Origin of the sequence: Pseudomonas sp. LG1D9, from assembly GCF_002949995.1 — a bacterium.
Classification (GTDB): Bacteria; Pseudomonadota; Gammaproteobacteria; order Pseudomonadales; family Pseudomonadaceae; genus Aquipseudomonas; species Aquipseudomonas proteolytica.
Genome location: NZ_CP026881.1, coordinates 3146434 through 3163632 on the forward strand (window position 1 = coordinate 3146434; position 17199 = coordinate 3163632).

Below are 17199 nucleotides of genomic sequence, written 5' to 3' on the forward strand. Positions count from 1 at the left end.
TCCCACATTAAAGCAGAGCGGTTCCTGTGTGAGGCTTACAGGATATAACGAGACAAGTCTTCGTTCTGCGCCAATTCGCCCAGGTGGCTGTTGACGTAGTCGGCGTCGATCTTGATCGCCACGCCATTCTGCGCGCCCGCCATGTCGCCGGCGCTGAAGGAAACTTCCTCCAGCAAGCGCTCAAGCAAGGTATGCAGGCGACGGGCGCCAATGTTCTCGGTCTTCTCGTTGACCTGCCAGGCAATCTCCGCCAGGCGCTTGATACCGTCCGGCAGGAACTCGATGCCCAGGCCTTCGGTCTTCAGCAGCTCGCGGTATTGCTCGGTGAGCGAGGCGTGCGGTTCGCTGAGAATGCGCTCGAAATCGCCAGGGGTCAGCGCCTTGAGTTCCACGCGAATCGGCAGGCGGCCTTGCAGCTCCGGCACCAGGTCGCTTGGCTTGCTCAGGTGGAACGCACCGGACGCGATAAACAGGATGTGGTCAGTCTTGACCATGCCCAGCTTGGTATTCACCGTGCAGCCTTCGATCAGCGGCAACAGGTCGCGCTGTACGCCTTCGCGGGACACATCGACGCCGCCGGAGTTACCGCGCTTGGCCACCTTGTCGATCTCGTCGATAAACACGATACCGTGCTGCTCGACGGCTTCCAGGGCCTTGGCCTTGAGTTCTTCCTCGTTGACCAGGCGCCCGGCTTCTTCGTCGCGCACCAGCTTGAGCGCGTCCTTGACCTTGAGCTTGCGGTTTTTCTTCTTGCCCTTGCCCATATTGGCAAACAGGTTCTGCAACTGGCTGGTCATTTCTTCCATGCCAGGCGGAGCGGAGATGTCGACGCCAGCGTGTTCGGCGACTTCGATCTCGATTTCCTTGTCGTCCAACTGGCCTTCACGCAAGCGCTTGCGGAACAGCTGGCGCGTGTTGGAATCCGAGGCGGGAGCGGCGTCTTCATTGAAACCGGTACGTGCCGGTGGCAGCAGGGCATCGAGGATGCGCTCTTCGGCAGCGTCTTCAGCGCGATGGCTGACCTTGGTCATTTCCTGTTCGCGCAGCAGCTTTAGGGCGGCGTCGGCCAGATCACGGATGATCGACTCGACGTCACGGCCCACATAGCCAACTTCGGTGAACTTGGTGGCTTCGACCTTGATGAACGGCGCGTTGGCCAGCTTGGCCAGGCGACGCGCGATCTCGGTCTTGCCGACACCGGTCGGGCCGATCATCAGGATGTTCTTGGGCGTTACTTCAACGCGCAATTCTTCGGGCAGTTGCATCCGGCGCCAGCGGTTACGCAGGGCGATGGCAACGGCGCGCTTGGCATCGTCCTGGCCGATGATATGGCGATTGAGTTCATGGACGATTTCGCGGGGAGTCATGGACATAGTGGTGTGTGGTCCTCAAGCAGGAAAAAGCCGACGGCTTATTCCGCGAGGTCCTGCTCCTCAATGGTCAGGTTGTGGTTGGTGAACACGCAGATATCGCCGGCGATACCCAGGGCGGTCTCGACGATTTCCCGGGCCGACAGGTCGGTTTTCTTCAGCAAGGCGCTGGCTGCGGCCTGGGCGTAGCCGCCGCCGGAGCCCATGGCGATCAGGCCGTTCTCGGGCTCAACCACGTCACCGTTGCCGGTGATGATCAGGGACGCGTCTTTGTTGGCGACGGCGAGCATGGCCTCGAGGCGGCTGAGGGAGCGATCGGTGCGCCACTCCTTGGCCAGCTCGACAGCGGCGCGCACCAGATGGCCCTGGTGTTTTTCCAGTTGGCCTTCAAAGCGTTCGAACAGGGTAAAGGCGTCAGCGGTGGCCCCTGCAAAACCGGCAAGGACCTGGCCGTGGTACAGGCGACGCACTTTTTTGGCGTTGCCTTTCATCACGGTATTGCCAAGGGAAACCTGGCCGTCGCCGCCCATGACGACTTTGCCGTGGCGACGAACTGAAACGATGGTGGTCAAGGGGAGAGTCTCCACGCTGCGGGGCGAAAATGCCCTGATGGAACTCATATGGGGGTGGCGGGGGAGATTTCAACCGTAGGAAGGATGTGCGGACGAGTGGTGTCTAGCGGGCTGGCACAGGCTTGAGCGCACTATAAAACCAGTGTGGGGGCTGGCTTGCCTGCGATAGCGGTGTACCAGTCACTGAAAATATTGACTGATACACCGCTATCGCAGCGCAACGCCTAGATCCAGGCAGATAGCGCAGTTGTGGCGAGCGGGCTTGTCGGAACGCCGCATCGCCCGCGCTGGGCTGCGAAGCAGCCCCAATAAGCCCGCCGCGTTTCTTCAGATAAATCGCGATAGGCCGGTTTAGGGCTGCTTCGCAGCCCAGCGCGGGCGATGCGGCGTTCCGACAAGCCCGCTCGCCACGGGGGAGTTCGTCAGTTTCTGAAAGTTGTGTAGATACCTATGGCTATCGCAGGCAAGCCAGCTCCCACATTTGATTCGTGTTGACTGTGGATCAGCGGCTCTGGCGTTGTTGTAACAGCAGGTTGCTAAAGCCCGCCCCGGCCAGTTGTTTCTGCGCCACGGTCAGCTGTTCACGGTTGCTGAACGGCCCGACCAACACGCGATACCAGGTCGCCTCCTTCACCGTCCCGGACTCCACCGTCACCGTCTGCCCGAGCAGGATGATCTGCGCACGCACCCGATCGGCATCCGCCTGCTTGGGGAACGAGCCCGCCTGCAGGAAGAACTTGGTCACCGGCGCCGCTTTGGTGGTGGCGACCGGTGGTGCCGGCGGCGGGGTAATCCCGGCCAGTGCCGCCTGGGCGCGCGCGGTGTCGATCTTCGCTGCTTCCGCCGGGGTTACCGGGGTGGTCGGCACCTGCGGCGTCGGCAGGGTTTTCTCCGGCACGGCGTCTTGCGGCACGATCACTTCCGACTCCGGCAGCAGCGTGTAGAAGTCATATTTCGGCTTCACAGGCGCGGTCGGGCTCGGTGGTGTCTTGTTCGCTTCGGCGATCTTGCTGGCTTTCTGCTGCTCCTGCTTGACCCGCTTGACGTCTTCACCCTGGCCCGGCTCCAGTTTCATCAGGAACACGATAAACGCACCGACCGACAGGCCGATGGCCAGCCACATCCAGCCCGGGATCGGTTGTTTGGCCGGTGCCTGGTAGCGGCTGGCGCCGCGCTTGGGTGCAGGTTTTTTCTTGGCTGCCAACTTACATACGCTCCAGAGTTTCCAGGCCCAACAGTTCCAGGCCTTGCTTGAGGGTCCGTCCAGCCAGTGCGGCGAGGCGCAGGCGGCTTTGCTTTTGCGTTTCGTCGTCGGCACTCAGGATCGGGCAGTTCTCGTAGAAGCTGGAGAACAACCCGGCGACTTCATACAGGTAGGTGCACAGAATATGCGGCGTGCCTTTCTCGCCCACGCTGTTGAGTACTTCGCCGAACTGCGCCAGCTTGGCGGCCAGGTCATGCTCTTGCGGCGCTTGCAGGATGATCTGGCCGTCGACTTCGCTGAAATCCTTGCCCAGCTTGCGGAATACGCCCGCCACACGGGTGTAGGCATAGAGCAGGTACGGCGCGGTGTTGCCTTCGAAGTTGAGCATCAGCTCGAAGTTGAAGCTGTAGTCGCTGGTACGGTGCTTGGACAGGTCGGCGTATTTCACCGCGCCAATCCCCACCACCCGGGCGATGTTGCGCAGGTCGGCATCGGCCAGTTCCGGGTTCTTTTCCTTCACCAGGTTGTAGGCACGCTCCTGGGCTTCGTTCAGCAGGTCGATCAGCTTCACGGTGCCGCCGTCGCGGGTCTTGAACGGACGGCCATCGGCGCCGTTCATGGTGCCGAAGCCCATGTGCTCCATGTGCATCGGGTGGGTGACGAAACCGGCGCGGCGCGCCACTTCGAACACTTGCTGGAAGTGCAGGGCCTGGCGCTGGTCGACGAAATACAGCGCACGGTCGGCCTTGAGCACGCCGCTGCGGTAGCGCACGGCCGCGAGGTCAGTGGTGGCATACAGATAACCGCCATCGGCCTTGACGATGATCACTGGCAGCGGCTCGCCGTCGGCGGTCTTGAATTCGTCGAGGAACACGCACTGGGCGCCGTTGCTCTCAACCAGCAAGCCCTTGGCCTTGAGGTCGTTGACCACATTGATCAGGTCGTCGTTGTAGGCGCTTTCGCCCATGACGTCGGCCATGGTCAGCTTGACGTTCAGCAGTTCGTAGATTTTCTGGCAGTGGGACAGGGAAATATCGCGGAAGCGTGCCCACAGTTCCAGGCATTCCTGGTCGCCGGCCTGCAGCTTGACCACCAGGCCACGGGCGCGGTTGGCGAACTCTTCGGATTCGTCGAAGCGCTTCTTGGCGGCGCGGTAGAAGTTTTCCAGGTCCGACAGCTCGTTGCTGGTGATGGGGTTTTCTTGCAGGTACGCCATCAGCATGCCGAACTGGGTGCCCCAGTCGCCCACGTGGTTCTGGCGGATCACGGTATCGCCGAGGAACTCCAGGACCCGCGCCACGCCGTCGCCAATGATGGTCGAGCGCAGGTGACCAACGTGCATTTCCTTGGCCAGGTTGGGGGCCGACAGGTCGATGGCCACACGCTGTACCGGGCCGGCCTTGCGTACGCCGATTTTGGCGTCGGCCAGGGCGGAGTCCAGGCGTGAAGCCAGGGCCTGGGTGTTCTGGAAAATATTGATAAAGCCGGGGCCGGCGATTTCGGCCTTGCTCACCTGTGGGTCGGCCGGCAGTGCGGCAATGATTTTTTCCGCAAGGTCCCGCGGTTTCATGCCAGCAGGCTTGGCCAGCATCATTGCGATGTTGCTGGCGAAGTCACCGTGGGTCTTGTCTCGAGAGTTTTCCACCTGGATCGCCGGCGTCAGGCCTTCAGGCAACACACCTTCGTTGACGAGTTGGGTGAGGGCTTGTTGGATCAACTGGCGAATTGTGTCTTTCATGGTGTTCTCTTTCGACCGCAAGCGGCGGTGCGCGATGCGCAGGTGGAAAAACTGGACATTATCCGGTGCGAGGGCGGGCTTGCCAACCATCAAGGTCCGTTACTGGACCTGCGGGCCTCATCGCGGGCCAGCCCGCTTCCACATTTTGATGTGTGAAAACCGTCAAATGTGGGAGCTGGCTTGCCTGCGATAGCAATTTATCTCTCAGTACAAATCCACCGGATCGACATCCAACGACCATCGCACCTGTCGCCCGCTGGGCATTTGCTCCAGCGCAAGCAACCAGCTACTTAATAGCCGATGCAGCGGTGCGCGGGCGGTGGCTTGCAACAGGAGCTGTGCGCGATAACGCCCGGCGCGCCGTTCCATCGGTGCTGGCACAGGGCCCAGCAACTCGATGCCGCTCAGACCCAGCTCACCGAGCAAACGTTCAGCCGCGCTGCACGCTTCATCCAGGAAACTTTCGGCCTGCCCCGGCTTATGGGCTTCGGCGCGTAACAGTGCGAGGTGCGCAAAAGGCGGCAGGCCGGCGGAGCGACGCTCGCTCAGCGCCTGCTCGGCGAAGGCGAAGTAGCCTTGTTCCGTCAGTTGAATCAGTAGTGGGTGGTCGGCCAAGTGGGTCTGGATAATCACTTTGCCCGGTTCCTCGGCACGCCCGGCGCGGCCTGCGACCTGCACGATCAGTTGTGCCATGCGTTCACTGGCGCGAAAGTCCCCGGAGAACAACCCGCCATCGGCATCCAGGATCGAGACCAGGGTCACGCGCGGGAAGTGATGGCCTTTAGCAAGCATCTGCGTGCCGACCAGGATGCACGGCTGGCCTTTCTGGATGGTGGCGAACAACTGGTTCATCGCGTCCTTGCGCGATGTACTGTCGCGGTCTACACGCAGCACCGGGAAGTCCGGAAACAGAATCCCCAGGCGCTCCTCGGCGCGCTCGGTGCCTGCGCCCACTGGCCGCAGGTCGACTTTGCCGCATTGCGGGCAATGGCGCGGCACCCGCTCCACATGGCCGCAGTGGTGGCAGCGCAACTCGCCGGAACGCTGGTGTACGGTCATCCGCGCGTCGCAACGGTTGCACTCCGACATCCAGCCGCAGTCGTGGCACAGCAGGGTCGGCGCAAAGCCCCGGCGATTGAGGAACACCAGCACTTGCTGGCCGGCAGCCAGGGTCTGGCCGATGGCTTGTTGCATCGGCCCGGAAATACCGCTGTCCAGTGGCCGGCTTTTTACATCCAGGCGCAGGAAACGCGGTTGCTTGGCACCGCCCGCCCGTTCGTTAAGGCGCAGCAGGCCGTAGCGCCCGGTATAGGCGTTGTGCAGGCTCTCCAGGGAGGGCGTGGCCGAGCCCAGCACAATCGGGATGTTTTCCTGGCGTGCGCGCACCAGGGCCAGGTCGCGGGCGTGGTAGCGCAGGCCTTCCTGCTGCTTGTAGGAGCCGTCGTGTTCTTCGTCGATGATGATCAGGCCGGGGTTTTTCATCGGCGTGAACAGCGCCGAGCGGGTGCCGATAATAATGTCGGCCTCGCCGTCCCGCGCGGCAAGCCAGGACTCCAGGCGCTCGCGGTCGTTGACGGCCGAGTGCACCAGGGCAATCCGCGCATTGAAGCGCTGCTCGAAGCGCGCCAGGGTCTGGGGGCCGAGGTTGATCTCGGGGATCAGCACCAGCGCCTGCTTGCCGGCTTCCAGGGTTTCGCGGATCAACTGCAAATAGACTTCGGTCTTGCCGCTGCCGGTGACGCCGGCCAGCAGGAACGCGTGGAAGCTGTCGGCGCCAGCGCTGATGGCTTCAAAGGCGGCGCGCTGTTCCGGGTTCAGCGGCAGTTCCGGTTGGGCCAGCCAGTGCTCATGGCGCTCGCCGGGGGCATGGCGGCGGATTTCCACTTGCACCAGGTCCTTGGCCAGCAGCAGGTCCAGGCTGTCCTTGCTCAACATCAGTTTGCTCAGCAACTGATGGGCAACGCCGTGGGGGTGCTGCGCCAGGGTGGCCAGGGCTTCACGCTGGCGCGGGGCGCGGGCGATGCGCGGGTCGTCCAGGCGTGCGCCGGGGGCCATCGACCAGAAACGCTCCTGGCGGGCCTCGGCCAGCTCGCCCTGGCGCAACAGCACCGGCAACGCCCAGCTCAAGGTGTCGCCCAGGCTGTGCTGGTAATACTGGGAGGTCCACAGGCACAGCTTGAACAGTGACGCCGGCAGCGGTGGCGTGGCATCGAGGATGGCCAGGGCCGGCTTGAGCTTTTCTGCCGGCACTTCGCTGTGGTCCGCCACTTCGATCAGGATCCCGATCATCTCCCGCCGGCCGAACGGCACGCGCACGCGCATCCCCGGCTGCAGCTGCGCCCGCACCACACCGGCAGGCGCCCGATAATCGAACAGGCGGCGCAGGGGCGAGGGCAGGGCGAGGCGCAAAATGGCGTCGGGCACGCGGGAAATTCTCATATGGCAGGCGCTGAAGAAGGGCGCGAGCCTAGCAGACCCGCAGGGGAGTGTCCTGCCACAGTTTCTGATGAAAGGGGGCATGGCGGCGCTTGCGCGTTTAAAAAGCTCTGGTAGAATCCGCGGCCTAATTACGTGCGGTATTCGACAATAGTGTCGAGTGGCGGCACGCTAGCCTGAGGAAGACACCATGAAAGCCGATATCCATCCAGCGTACGAAACCATCCAAGTTACTTGCAGCTGCGGCAACAAGTTCGAAACTCGTTCGAACCTGTGCAAGCCACTGGGTACTGACGTATGCAACGAGTGCCACCCGTTCTACACCGGTAAGCAGAAGACTCTGGATACTGGCGGCCGTGTACAGCGCTTCGCCGACCGTTTCGGTGCTTTCGGCAAGAAAGCTCCAGCTGCTGCAGAGTAAGGTTCAAAAGCCTGATGGGCTTTTACCTGCTAATGAAAAAGGCGTCCCTTGCGGGCGCCTTTTTTGTGCCTGCGATTTGGCTGTCGGCCGTCCAGGCCGAGGTGTTTTGCCCCGCCCCTGCAGCGATCAGTACCTTTGAGGTGCAGCGCGTGGTCGATGGCGACACCGTCCGCCTCAAGGACGGCCGCAGTGTGCGGATGATCGGCGTCAATGCCCCGGAGACCGGCAAGAAAGGCCGCCCGGACGAGCCTTTCGCCGTGGCGGCGCGCCAACGCCTGCAAGGGTTGGTGGATACCAGTGGTGGTCGGGTCGGGGTGGTGCCGGGCCGTGAGGGCAAGGACCGTTACGGGCGGACCCTGGCCCATCTTTATGGGGCCAACGGCGCAAACCTGGAGGCCCAACTGCTCGCCGAGGGTCTCGGATTCCTGGTGGCGGTGGCACCCAATGTCGACTTGGTCGCCTGCCAGCAAGCGGCCGAACGCAGTGCGCGGGCTGCCAGGTTGGGCCTGTGGCGCCAGTCGCCCGTGCACAAAGCCGAGCAAATCAGGCAGTCGGGCTTTGCCGTGGTCAGTGGCCGCGTAAGCAAGGTCGAACGCAATCGTGGCGGGATCTGGATCGAATTGCAGGGCTCCCTGGTATTACGGGTTGCACCCAATCTTGTCGGACAATTCGATGACGCCTTGCTCCGGCGCCTGCAAGGCCAGGATATCGAGGCCCGTGGCTGGGTGGTGGACCGCTCTCGGCGTGGCGGCCTGAAAAGTGGCCAGGCGCGTTGGCTGCTCCCGCTGACCGATCCCGGCATGCTGCAATTGGCACAATAAGAAAAATTGTAGACATTTTTTCTATCGATTGTGAACAGTTGTAGGCCTTGTATCCCGTGGCTCTTGGCCGAAAGTCGTAGGGTAGGGCCCTTGACACCTGTGACTGCTCAGTCTTGTGGGGACTTTGCGAGGCGAGTATCCTCGGCGATCCGTCGTCCAACAGTAAAAAGCGGAATGCCGATATGTCTGATTTGAAAACTGCCGCTCTCGAATATCATGCCCATCCTCGTCCAGGAAAGCTGAGTGTCGAGCTCACCAAAGCCACTGCTACCGCACGCGACCTGTCGCTGGCGTACAGCCCCGGTGTAGCCGAGCCCGTGCGTGAAATCGCCCGCGATCCCGAACTGGCCTACAAATACACCGGCAAGGGCAATCTGGTTGCAGTGATTTCTGATGGCACCGCGATTCTTGGCCTGGGTAACCTCGGCCCACTGGCTTCCAAGCCAGTGATGGAAGGCAAGGGCGTACTGTTCAAGCGCTTTGCCGGCATCGACGTCTTCGACATCGAAGTCGACTCCGAAAGCCCGCAGGCCTTCATCGACACCGTCAAGCGCATCTCCATCACCTTCGGTGGCATCAACCTGGAAGACATCAAGGCACCTGAGTGCTTCGAGATCGAAAAGGCCCTGATCGAACAGTGCGACATCCCGGTTTTCCACGATGACCAGCACGGTACCGCGATCGTTACCGCGGCCGGCATGATCAACGCCCTGGAAATCGCTGGCAAAACCCTGTCCGACGCGAAGATCGTCTGCCTGGGCGCCGGTGCTGCGGCCATCTCCTGCATGAAGCTGATCGTGAGCATGGGCGCGCGCCTTGAAAACATCTACATGGTCGACAGCAAGGGCGTGATCCAGTCCGAGCGTACCGACCTGAACCAGTACAAGGCGATGTTTGCCCACCCGTCCTCCAAGCGCACCCTGGCAGACGCACTGGACGGTGCTGACGTGTTCGTCGGCCTGTCCGGCCCGAACCTGCTGAGCGCCGAAGGCCTGAAGTCCATGGCGGCCAACCCGATCGTGTTCGCCTGCTCGAACCCTGATCCGGAAATCGCCCCGGAACTGGCACACGCCACCCGTAACGACGTGATCATGGCCACTGGCCGTTCGGACTACCCGAACCAGGTCAACAACGTACTGGGCTTCCCGTTCATCTTCCGTGGCGCCCTGGACGTTCGCGCCAAGCGTATCAACGAAGAGATGAAAGTGGCTGCCGCCAATGCCCTGCGTGAACTGGCCAAGCTGCCGGTACCCCAGGACGTGTGCGACGCCTATGGTGGCGGCAAGCTGGAATTCGGCCGTGAGTACATCATCCCGAAACCAATGGATAAGCGCCTGATCACCGTGATCTCCGATGCCGTGGCCAAGGCCGCCATCGAGACAGGTGTGGCGACCCTGCCGTATCCGAAGAACTACCCGCTGCAAAGCGTGGATGATGTGTTCAACGGCTAAGCCGTTGTAGCGCACCAACAAAAAGCCCCGGCTCTTGCGAGTCGGGGCTTTTTTGTGGCTCTACACATAACCCCTTGTGGGAGCGGGCTTGCTCGCGAAGGCGGTGGATCAGTCGGCATTTTTGGTGACTGACCCACCGCCTTCGCGAGCAAGCCCGCTCCCACAAGGGGGGTCTGTGTTAATCAGAACAGATCGATCGGCGCCGACTCGTCCGCTGGCAGCGGGCTGCCCGGTGCCACGCCATTGCCCAGTTCATTCATCGACGGCGGCGTATCTTCGCTCTTGAACAGTTCAAAGTACGCATTCGGCGTGCCGGGTGTTGCAGCGCGGCCGCTGATCGGGTCGATGCGCAGGCTCAGGATGCCTTCCGGCTCGGCCTGGGTGTGCGCCGGCTTGTCCTTGAGGGCCCCGCCCATGTAGCTCATCCAGATCGGCAGCGCGACGGTGCCGCCGTATTCGCGGCGACCGAGGCTTTCTGGCTGGTCGTAACCGGTCCAGACGGTGGTGATGTAGTCGGCGTTGTAGCCGGAGAACCACGCATCCTTGGATTCGTTGGTGGTACCGGTCTTGCCTGCCAGGTCCGTGCGGCCCAGGGCCAGCGCACGGCGGCCGGTGCCACGCTTGATCACGTCCTGCAGCATGCTGGTGAGGATATAGGTGGTACGTCCGTCAACCACACGCTCAGCCACCGCCGGTGTTTGCGGGGCGGCTGCGGCAGCGTCGGCGGGCGCAGCGCCGGGCACGGGCTCGATGGTGATGCCGCCGTTGGCGGGTGCGGCCAGGCCATCGCTGGCGGCGACACCGTTGGGCACGCTCGGCGGGTTGGCAACAAACAGCGTGTCGCCGTTGCGGCTCTCGATCTTGTCGATCAGGTACGGCGTGATCTTGTAGCCGCCGTTGGCAAACGTACTCCAGCCCGTCGCGATTTCCATCGGGGTGAGGGTGGCGGTGCCCAGGGCCAGCGACAGGTTGGGCGGCAGGTCCTGCTTGTTGAAGCCAAAGCGGGTCATGTAGTCGATGGTCTTGCCCACGCCCATCGCCTGCAGCAAGCGGATCGACACCAGGTTGCGCGACTTGTACAGCGCCTCGCGCACGCGGATCGGGCCGAGGAAGGTGTTGGTGTCGTTCTTCGGGCGCCAGACCTTGTCCAGGTACTCGTCGACAAACACGATAGGCGCGTCGTTGACCAGGCTGGCTGCGGTATAGCCGTTATCCAGCGCGGCACTGTAGACAAATGGCTTGAAGCTGGAGCCCGGCTGGCGCTTGGCCTGGGTGGCGCGGTTGTAGTTGCTCTGCTCGAAGGCGAAGCCGCCGACCAGGGCGCGGATCGCACCGTTCTGCGGGTCCAGGGATACCAGGGCGCCCTGGGCGACCGGGACCTGGCTGAATTTCAGGCTGTCGTCCTTCTGGCGCTGCACGCGGATCAGGTCACCGACCTGGGCCACGTCCGATGGTTGCTTGGGCATCGGCCCCATGCTGTTGGTGTTCAGGAAGGGGCGCGCCCACTTCATGCTGTCCCACGCCACATGTTCTTCGCCGCTGCGGGTCAGCACCTGCACGCCGTCTTTTTTCACCTGGGTGACGATGGCGGGATCCAGACCGCTGATGGAGCGCTGCTTGCCCAGTTCGACCGTCCAGGCGCTCAGGGTCTTGCCTGGCAGGCGCGATTCCGGCCCACGGTAGCCATGGCGCTGGTCATAGGTGATCAGCCCTTCATGCACGGCGTTGTTGGCGATTTCCTGCAAGTTGCTCGGAATGGTCGTAGTAACGCGGAAACCTTCGGTGTAGGCATCGCTGCCATAGCGGCCGACCATTTCGGCGCGGGCCATCTCGGCGATGTACGGTGCGCTGACTTCTGGCGTCGGTACGTGGTAGCTGGCATTCAACGGCTCGGCCACCGCCGTTTCATAGGCGTTCTGGTCGATCTTGCCCAGTTTGTACATGCGCCCCAGGATCCAGTCGCGACGCTCCTTGCTGCGGGCCGGGTTGGCCAGCGGGTTGAAGCGCGATGGCGCCTTGGGCAGGCCGGCAATCATTGCCATTTGTGCCAGGCTGGCGTCACGAATCGACTTGCCGTAGTACACCTGGGACGCCGCCTCGATCCCGTAGGCGCGGTTGCCCAGGTAGATCTTGTTGACGTACAGCTCAAGGATTTCATCCTTGGTCAGTTGGCGTTCGATCTGCAGCGCCAGGAGGATTTCCGTGGCCTTGCGCGAGAAGCTGCGCTCGCTGGTGAGGAAGAAGTTCTTCGCCACCTGCATGGTGATGGTGCTGCCCCCCGATTGAATGTGTCCGCTTTTTACCAGTTGCGTAGCCGCGCGCACCAGGCTGCTGGGGTCGACGCCATAGTGGTTGGCAAAATTATCGTCTTCGGCCGACAGCAGGGCATTGATGAAATTGGGCGGAATATCGGCGAAACGGATCGGGGTGCGGCGCATTTCGCCGAACTCCGCGATCAGTTTTTCATCGCTGCTGTAGACCCGCAAAGGAATCTGCAACTGGATACTTCTCAGGGCCTCTACCGAGGGCAATCCCGGGCTAAGGTAGAGATAGGCGCCGCTGAACACGAGCAGCAGCCCGCAAACGATCGCGACGAAGGAGTACCCGAAAAACTTCAGCAGACGAATCAAGGCTTTTGGATTTCCAGAGAAAAGAATGAGTTAGGTGTCGGGATAGGCATGACTTAGGAATGTATCGACCCGACCTGCGGATAAAAAGCGGGAAAAAACGCTGGGCATTAAAGCATTTTTCGCCTCGGGGCGTCATGGGCGCCGCTCAACCGAGCCGACCGAATGCATCAAACCCGCAACTGAGCAGCCCTGAGACAGGCAAAGCTTTAGGGAGTTTTATGAGAAAGGGATTTTTCAGGCGAAAAGCCGAAACCGTACTGGGTGTGGACATCCAGGACAGCGGCATCAACGTACTAGAGCTGGCCCTCGCCGGCGAGGGCTATGCCGTGCGCGCGTATGCAAGCCAGCCTTTGCCGGGCCATGCGGTGGTCGACAGTAATATCGTTGATCTGGAGGTTGTCGCGCAGACCATTTCCAAGGCATTGTTCCGGGCGCAGATCCAGGTCACGCAGGCGGCGGTTGCCGTGGCGGGCCCTGCGGTGATCAGCCGGGTGGTTGCGCTGGAGGCTGGGCTTGAGCCCGACGAGATGGAGCAGCGCTTGCGCTGTGAAGCCGACCAGTACATTCCTTATCCGTTGGATGAGGTTGCCATTGATTTTCAGGTGCAGGGCCCATCGGCTCATGAACCCGGTTATGTTGATGTGCTGCTTGTGGCGTGCCTCAAGGAGCAGGTGGAAGCGCGCGAAGCGGTATTGGCCATGGCTGGCCTGGTTGCGCGAGTGGTGGATGTAGAGGCGTTTGCCGTGGCGCGGATGACCGACCAGGTGGTCGCCCGGATAGCGCCGGGGAGTGGGATCAATAGTGCACAATGGGCAGCCGATGCCCAGGGATTGCGGGTCGCCTGCGGTTTGGCCCTCAGGAGTTTCGATTGATGACAAGAATCAACCTTTTACCCTGGCGTGAAGAGCGCGCTGAGCGCCGTCGCAGGTTTTTCCTGATTTTTCTGTTGCTGATCACCACTATTGCATTGGCTGCGGTATGGCTGGCCGACCGGGTCATTGATCGGGCGATTGATCGACAAGTGGCCCGTAACAATCACTTGAGCAAGCAAGTCACGGTATTGGACTCGCGGATCAAGACCATCGACGAACTGCGCGAACAGCGTCAGCAACTGATGGAGCGGATGAAAGTGGTCGAAGACCTGCAGGGGCATCGCGCATCCGGCCAGGAGTTGTTCGACCAGTTGGCCCGGGCGATGCCGGATGGCGTCCAACTGAGCGAGGTCAGCGTCAGTGGCACATCGGTGGAGGTCACTGGCACGGCAGTGTCCAGCGATGATGTCGCCCGGCTGATGCGCAGCCTGGAGGCTTCCAACACGCTGCGCGCGCCCAATCTGCGGCATGTCCGGGCCGAAGAGGGTGGTGCAGGCAGCGCCTTCCAGTTGATGGTGGACCATGGGGAGCACCTGGAGACGCAGCGGTGAGTCTTTGGTCCAGTCTGTCAGGGCTGGCACTCCCACAACTCTCCACGCTGTACTGCAACATCGCACGCTGGCCGTTGGCTGGCAGGCTTCTGGTGGGCGCGGTGCTTGCGTTGCTGCTACTGCTGGCGGGGGATGCGGTGTACCTGGGCGGCGCCCGCGAGGTGTTGCAACGCCAGGAAGCAGGGGAAGTAGCGCTGCGCCAGCAGTTTGCTGCCAAAGCCCGGCAAGCCGCGCAATATGACGGGGTGGCGCGTGAGCTTGAGAACTTGCGCATCGCCTTCAACGAGCAGTTGCGGCAAATGCCCACGCTGACGCAGATGCCTGGCCTGCTGGAAGACTTCGCCCGGCTGGGGCAAGCCAGCGGGGTGCTGGTCGAGCAGCTCAGCGTGCTGGACGAGCAGGTGCAGCCCGTGTTCGTCGAGCGGCCGATGCAGCTCAGGCTGCTTGGCACCTATCACGACCTGTTGGCTTTCATCAGCGGGGTGGCTGGGTTGGGGCATATCGTAACCCTGCATGACTTTGTCATTCGCCCTGTGAGTCCACAGGATGGCGCATTGCTGAGCCTGACGATGCTTGCCAAGACCTACAGGTACAGCAACCAGGGAGCATTGCCATGAACCGCCTCATGGTTACGGGCCTGGGCCTGCTGCTTCTGGCGGGGTGCGAGCGTGACCCGCAGTTGCAGGCGCTGAACGACGAGTTGCAATTGATTCGCCAGCAGGTGGTACCTCTTGCTGACGAAACGCCCGCAGCATTGCCGGGGCTGCGGGTTGTCTCCAGCTCGCCACCCGTGCGTGATCCCTTCCAGCCAGCGGGCCAGCCCGCCAGTCGACCCACCGGCAAAGCCGGACCTGCGCCGGACTTCGACCGCCCCCGGCAGTTTCTCGAAGGGTTTGCCGTGGACCAGTTCCAGATGGTCGGCACCTTGTCGCTGGGTGCGCAGACATTTGCCCTGCTGCGTGGCGCCGCAGGTGTTCACCGCCTGGCGGTGGGGGATTACCTGGGGGCCGACCATGGGCGTGTCGTGGCGATCCATGAGGGGCAGTTGGAGCTGGTCGAACTTTTTCCCGACGGTGAGGGTGCCTGGCTTGAGCGCCCGCGCACCTTGGTGTTGAACGTGAATTCATAACGGAAGCAAAAAATGAAAAGGATTATTTCGTCCTTCGGTGTGGCGCTATGGATAGCGTTCACGGCACCGATGACTGAGGCTGTGCCCAAGCGGATTGACCTGATTCAGTTGCCACCCCCTGGTGCTTCGCCTTTGGGCGCCGGACGAGGGGCCTATAGCGGTGACAGGCTCTCTCTCAACTTCCAGGACATCGAGGTCCGCGCAGTCCTGCAGCAGATTGCCGACGTGGCTGGCCTCAACCTGGTGGCCGGTGATGATGTGCAGGGCTCGATCACCCTGCGCCTCAAGGACGTGCCCTGGGATCAGGCCCTGGACCTGGTGCTGCAAGCCAAGGGGCTCGACAAGCGGGTGACGGCCAATGTGCTGCTGGTGGCGCCGGCTGAGGAACTGGCCGCCCGTGAGCTGCTGGCCTTGGAGTCGCGCAAGCTGATGACCGAGCTGGCGCCCTTGCGGCGGGAGCTGCTGCAAGTCAATTACGCCAAGGCGGCCGAGTTGGCCAAGCTGTTCCAGTCGGTGAGCGGGCCTGAGGGCGTGGCCGATGAGCGTGGTTCGGTGACGGTAGATGAGCGTACCAACAACATCATCGCCTACCAGACGGGGGAGCGCCTGGAGGAGCTGCGGCGCATCGTCAATCAATTGGATATCCCGGTGCGCCAGGTGATGATCGAGGCGCGGATAGTCGAGGCCAATGTCGACTATGACAAAAGCGTGGGCGTGCGCTGGGGTGGGTTGTTGCGCAATAAAGGTCATTGGAGCGGGGGTGGGGTTGGTAAAAGCCCGTCCGGCGAGGGCGAGCCGCCCGATAGCTCGCCGTTCGTTGACCTGGGCGTGGTCAACGCAAGCTCTGGTCTGGGCATCGCGTTTATCACCGATAACGTGCTGCTGGACCTGGAACTCACAGCCATGGAAAAAGGCGGCAATGGCGAGGTGATCTCCCAGCCCAAGGTGGTCACTTCCAACAAGGAGACCGCACGGATTCTCAAGGGCACCGAGATCCCCTACCAGGAAGCCACTGCCGAGGGTGCGACGTCGGTGTCGTTCAAGGAGGCCTCGCTTTCTTTGGAGGTGACGCCGCAAATCACCCCGGATGACCAGGTCATCATGGAGGTCCGGGTGACCAAGGATGAGCCGGACTACCTGAACAAACTCAACGATGTGCCGCCGATCAAGAAGAACGAGGTCACTGCCAAGGTTCTGGTCAGGGACGGCGAGACCATCGTCCTGGGCGGGGTTTTCTCCAAAAACCAAAGCAAGGTGGTAGATAAAGTGCCATTTTTGGGCGATGTGCCGTATCTTGGCCGCCTTTTCCGGCGTGATGTCGTTGCCCAAAGAAAATCCGAGCTGCTGGTATTCCTGACTCCGCGTATTATGAATAACCAGGCGATTGCTGTGAGTCGTTGATTCTGTGCGAAATTTGATTCTTGTAGGGCCGATGGGGGCTGGAAAAAGCACCATCGGCCGTTTGCTGGCCAAAGAGCTGCGCCTGCCATTCAAAGACTCCGATAAGGAAATTGAATTGCGCACGGGCGCCAATATCCCGTGGATCTTCGATAAGGAAGGCGAACTGGGCTTTCGTGACCGCGAGCAGGCGATGATTGCCGAACTGTGCGGCTGCGATGGCGTGGTATTGGCCACCGGCGGCGGTGCGGTGATGCGCGAGGAAAACCGGCGGGCGCTGCATGCCGGCGGTCGGGTGGTCTATTTGCACGCGTCGGTCGAGCAGCAAGTCGGGCGCACCGCACGTGATCGCAACCGGCCATTGCTGCGTACCGCCAATCCCGAGAAAACCCTGCGGGACTTGCTGACGCTGCGCGATCCGCTTTATCGGGAAATCGCCGATCTGGTGGTGGAAACCGATGAACGGCCGCCGCGCATGGTCGTAATCGACATTCTCGAGCGCTTGCAGCAACTTGCGCCCCGTTAAAGCCAGGGCCGAAATGCGCTATCCTCGGCAACGCGTTGCAACCGTCCGAGGTGTGGCGTAGAGCCATCAGGCAGCGTCCG

At 62.0% G+C, this 17199-nt stretch carries 15 protein-coding genes; 9 read left to right on the forward strand and 6 right to left on the reverse strand.

Going from position 1 to position 17199, the window contains the following annotated elements; all coding sequences use genetic code 11:
* Nucleotides 1-35 precede the first annotated feature (35 nt).
* The 5 genes from hslU to C5F71_RS14910 form a co-directional block, all read right to left on the reverse strand.
* Complete coding sequence (gene hslU / locus C5F71_RS14890; RefSeq protein ID WP_029296041.1) at nucleotides 36-1373, reverse strand: ATP-dependent protease ATPase subunit HslU; 1338 nt, start codon at nucleotides 1371-1373, stop codon at nucleotides 36-38.
* 38 nt (nucleotides 1374-1411) lie between these two features.
* Entirely contained in the window at nucleotides 1412-1942 is a 531-nt protein-coding gene (hslV, locus tag C5F71_RS14895; protein WP_017738857.1) for an ATP-dependent protease subunit HslV, read from the reverse strand.
* A gap of 502 nt (nucleotides 1943-2444) precedes the next feature.
* Nucleotides 2445-3146 carry an SPOR domain-containing protein gene (locus C5F71_RS14900; RefSeq protein WP_029296044.1) on the reverse strand — a complete coding sequence of 234 codons (702 nt, stop codon included), beginning with the start codon at nucleotides 3144-3146 and terminating at the stop codon, nucleotides 2445-2447.
* Between the two features lies 1 nt (nucleotide 3147).
* The gene (argS, locus tag C5F71_RS14905) at nucleotides 3148-4884 is read right to left on the reverse strand and encodes an arginine--tRNA ligase (RefSeq protein WP_104912628.1); all 1737 of its coding nucleotides are present in this window, start codon (nucleotides 4882-4884) and stop codon (nucleotides 3148-3150) included.
* Between the two features lie 204 nt (nucleotides 4885-5088).
* Nucleotides 5089-7308, reverse strand: a complete 2220-nt coding sequence (locus C5F71_RS14910) for a primosomal protein N' (protein ID WP_029296049.1) — start codon at nucleotides 7306-7308, stop codon at nucleotides 5089-5091.
* A 202-nt stretch (nucleotides 7309-7510) separates the two neighbouring features.
* Between C5F71_RS14910 and rpmE the strand changes: the two genes are divergently transcribed.
* From rpmE to C5F71_RS14930, 3 genes are all read left to right on the forward strand, one after another.
* Complete coding sequence (rpmE, locus tag C5F71_RS14920) at nucleotides 7511-7741, forward strand: 50S ribosomal protein L31 (protein ID WP_029296053.1); 231 nt, start codon at nucleotides 7511-7513, stop codon at nucleotides 7739-7741.
* A 14-nt stretch (nucleotides 7742-7755) separates the two neighbouring features.
* On the forward strand, nucleotides 7756-8562 hold the full coding sequence (locus tag C5F71_RS14925; RefSeq protein WP_104911415.1) for a thermonuclease family protein: 807 nt from the start codon (nucleotides 7756-7758) through the stop codon (nucleotides 8560-8562).
* A 182-nt stretch (nucleotides 8563-8744) separates the two neighbouring features.
* Nucleotides 8745-10013 (forward strand): malic enzyme-like NAD(P)-binding protein, encoded by a 1269-nt coding sequence (locus C5F71_RS14930; RefSeq protein ID WP_029296057.1) that lies wholly within the window; start codon nucleotides 8745-8747, stop codon nucleotides 10011-10013.
* A gap of 182 nt (nucleotides 10014-10195) precedes the next feature.
* Here the strand turns inward: C5F71_RS14930 and C5F71_RS14940 are convergent, their stop codons facing one another.
* A complete protein-coding gene (locus C5F71_RS14940) occupies nucleotides 10196-12640 on the reverse strand; it encodes a penicillin-binding protein 1A (protein ID WP_371128933.1) in 2445 nt (814 codons plus the stop codon).
* Between the two features lie 221 nt (nucleotides 12641-12861).
* Between C5F71_RS14940 and pilM the strand changes: the two genes are divergently transcribed.
* The 6 genes from pilM to aroK all read left to right on the forward strand — a co-directional run bounded on the left by pilM (nucleotide 12862) and on the right by aroK (nucleotide 17119).
* The gene (gene pilM, locus C5F71_RS14945) at nucleotides 12862-13515 is read left to right on the forward strand and encodes a type IV pilus biogenesis protein PilM (protein ID WP_104911416.1); all 654 of its coding nucleotides are present in this window, start codon (nucleotides 12862-12864) and stop codon (nucleotides 13513-13515) included.
* Complete coding sequence (locus tag C5F71_RS14950; protein ID WP_029296063.1) at nucleotides 13515-14066, forward strand: PilN domain-containing protein; 552 nt, start codon at nucleotides 13515-13517, stop codon at nucleotides 14064-14066. Before pilM ends, C5F71_RS14950 begins: the two co-directional genes overlap by 1 nt.
* Nucleotides 14063-14683 carry a type 4a pilus biogenesis protein PilO gene (locus C5F71_RS14955; protein WP_104911417.1) on the forward strand — a complete coding sequence of 207 codons (621 nt, stop codon included), beginning with the start codon at nucleotides 14063-14065 and terminating at the stop codon, nucleotides 14681-14683. Before C5F71_RS14950 ends, C5F71_RS14955 begins: the two co-directional genes overlap by 4 nt.
* On the forward strand, nucleotides 14680-15195 hold the full coding sequence (locus C5F71_RS29710) for a pilus assembly protein PilP (protein ID WP_371923346.1): 516 nt from the start codon (nucleotides 14680-14682) through the stop codon (nucleotides 15193-15195). The genes C5F71_RS14955 and C5F71_RS29710 overlap by 4 nt, the downstream gene beginning before the upstream one ends.
* Nucleotides 15196-15264: 69 nt before the next feature.
* Nucleotides 15265-16596 (forward strand): type IV pilus secretin PilQ, encoded by a 1332-nt coding sequence (locus C5F71_RS14965; RefSeq protein WP_104911418.1) that lies wholly within the window; start codon nucleotides 15265-15267, stop codon nucleotides 16594-16596.
* A 4-nt stretch (nucleotides 16597-16600) separates the two neighbouring features.
* Nucleotides 16601-17119, forward strand: coding sequence for a shikimate kinase AroK (aroK, locus tag C5F71_RS14970; protein WP_029296072.1), 519 nt, complete (start codon nucleotides 16601-16603; stop codon nucleotides 17117-17119).
* Nucleotides 17120-17199: the final 80 nt, after the last annotated feature.

Bases quoted from the DNA above. Each gene is read 5' to 3' on its own strand.
- C5F71_RS14925 (WP_104911415.1), top strand. From the start codon at position 7,756: ATGGGCTTTTACCTGCTAATGAAAAAGGCGTCCCTTGCGGGCGCCTTT.
- argS (WP_104912628.1), bottom strand. From the start codon at position 4,884: ATGAAAGACACAATTCGCCAGTTGATCCAACAAGCCCTCACCCAACTC.
- rpmE (WP_029296053.1), top strand. From the start codon at position 7,511: ATGAAAGCCGATATCCATCCAGCGTACGAAACCATCCAAGTTACTTGC.
- pilM (WP_104911416.1), top strand. From the start codon at position 12,862: ATGAGAAAGGGATTTTTCAGGCGAAAAGCCGAAACCGTACTGGGTGTG.
- hslU (WP_029296041.1), bottom strand. From the start codon at position 1,373: ATGTCCATGACTCCCCGCGAAATCGTCCATGAACTCAATCGCCATATC.
- C5F71_RS14950 (WP_029296063.1), top strand. From the start codon at position 13,515: ATGACAAGAATCAACCTTTTACCCTGGCGTGAAGAGCGCGCTGAGCGC.
- C5F71_RS14930 (WP_029296057.1), top strand. From the start codon at position 8,745: ATGTCTGATTTGAAAACTGCCGCTCTCGAATATCATGCCCATCCTCGT.
- C5F71_RS14965 (WP_104911418.1), top strand. From the start codon at position 15,265: ATGACTGAGGCTGTGCCCAAGCGGATTGACCTGATTCAGTTGCCACCC.
- C5F71_RS29710 (WP_371923346.1), top strand. From the start codon at position 14,680: ATGAACCGCCTCATGGTTACGGGCCTGGGCCTGCTGCTTCTGGCGGGG.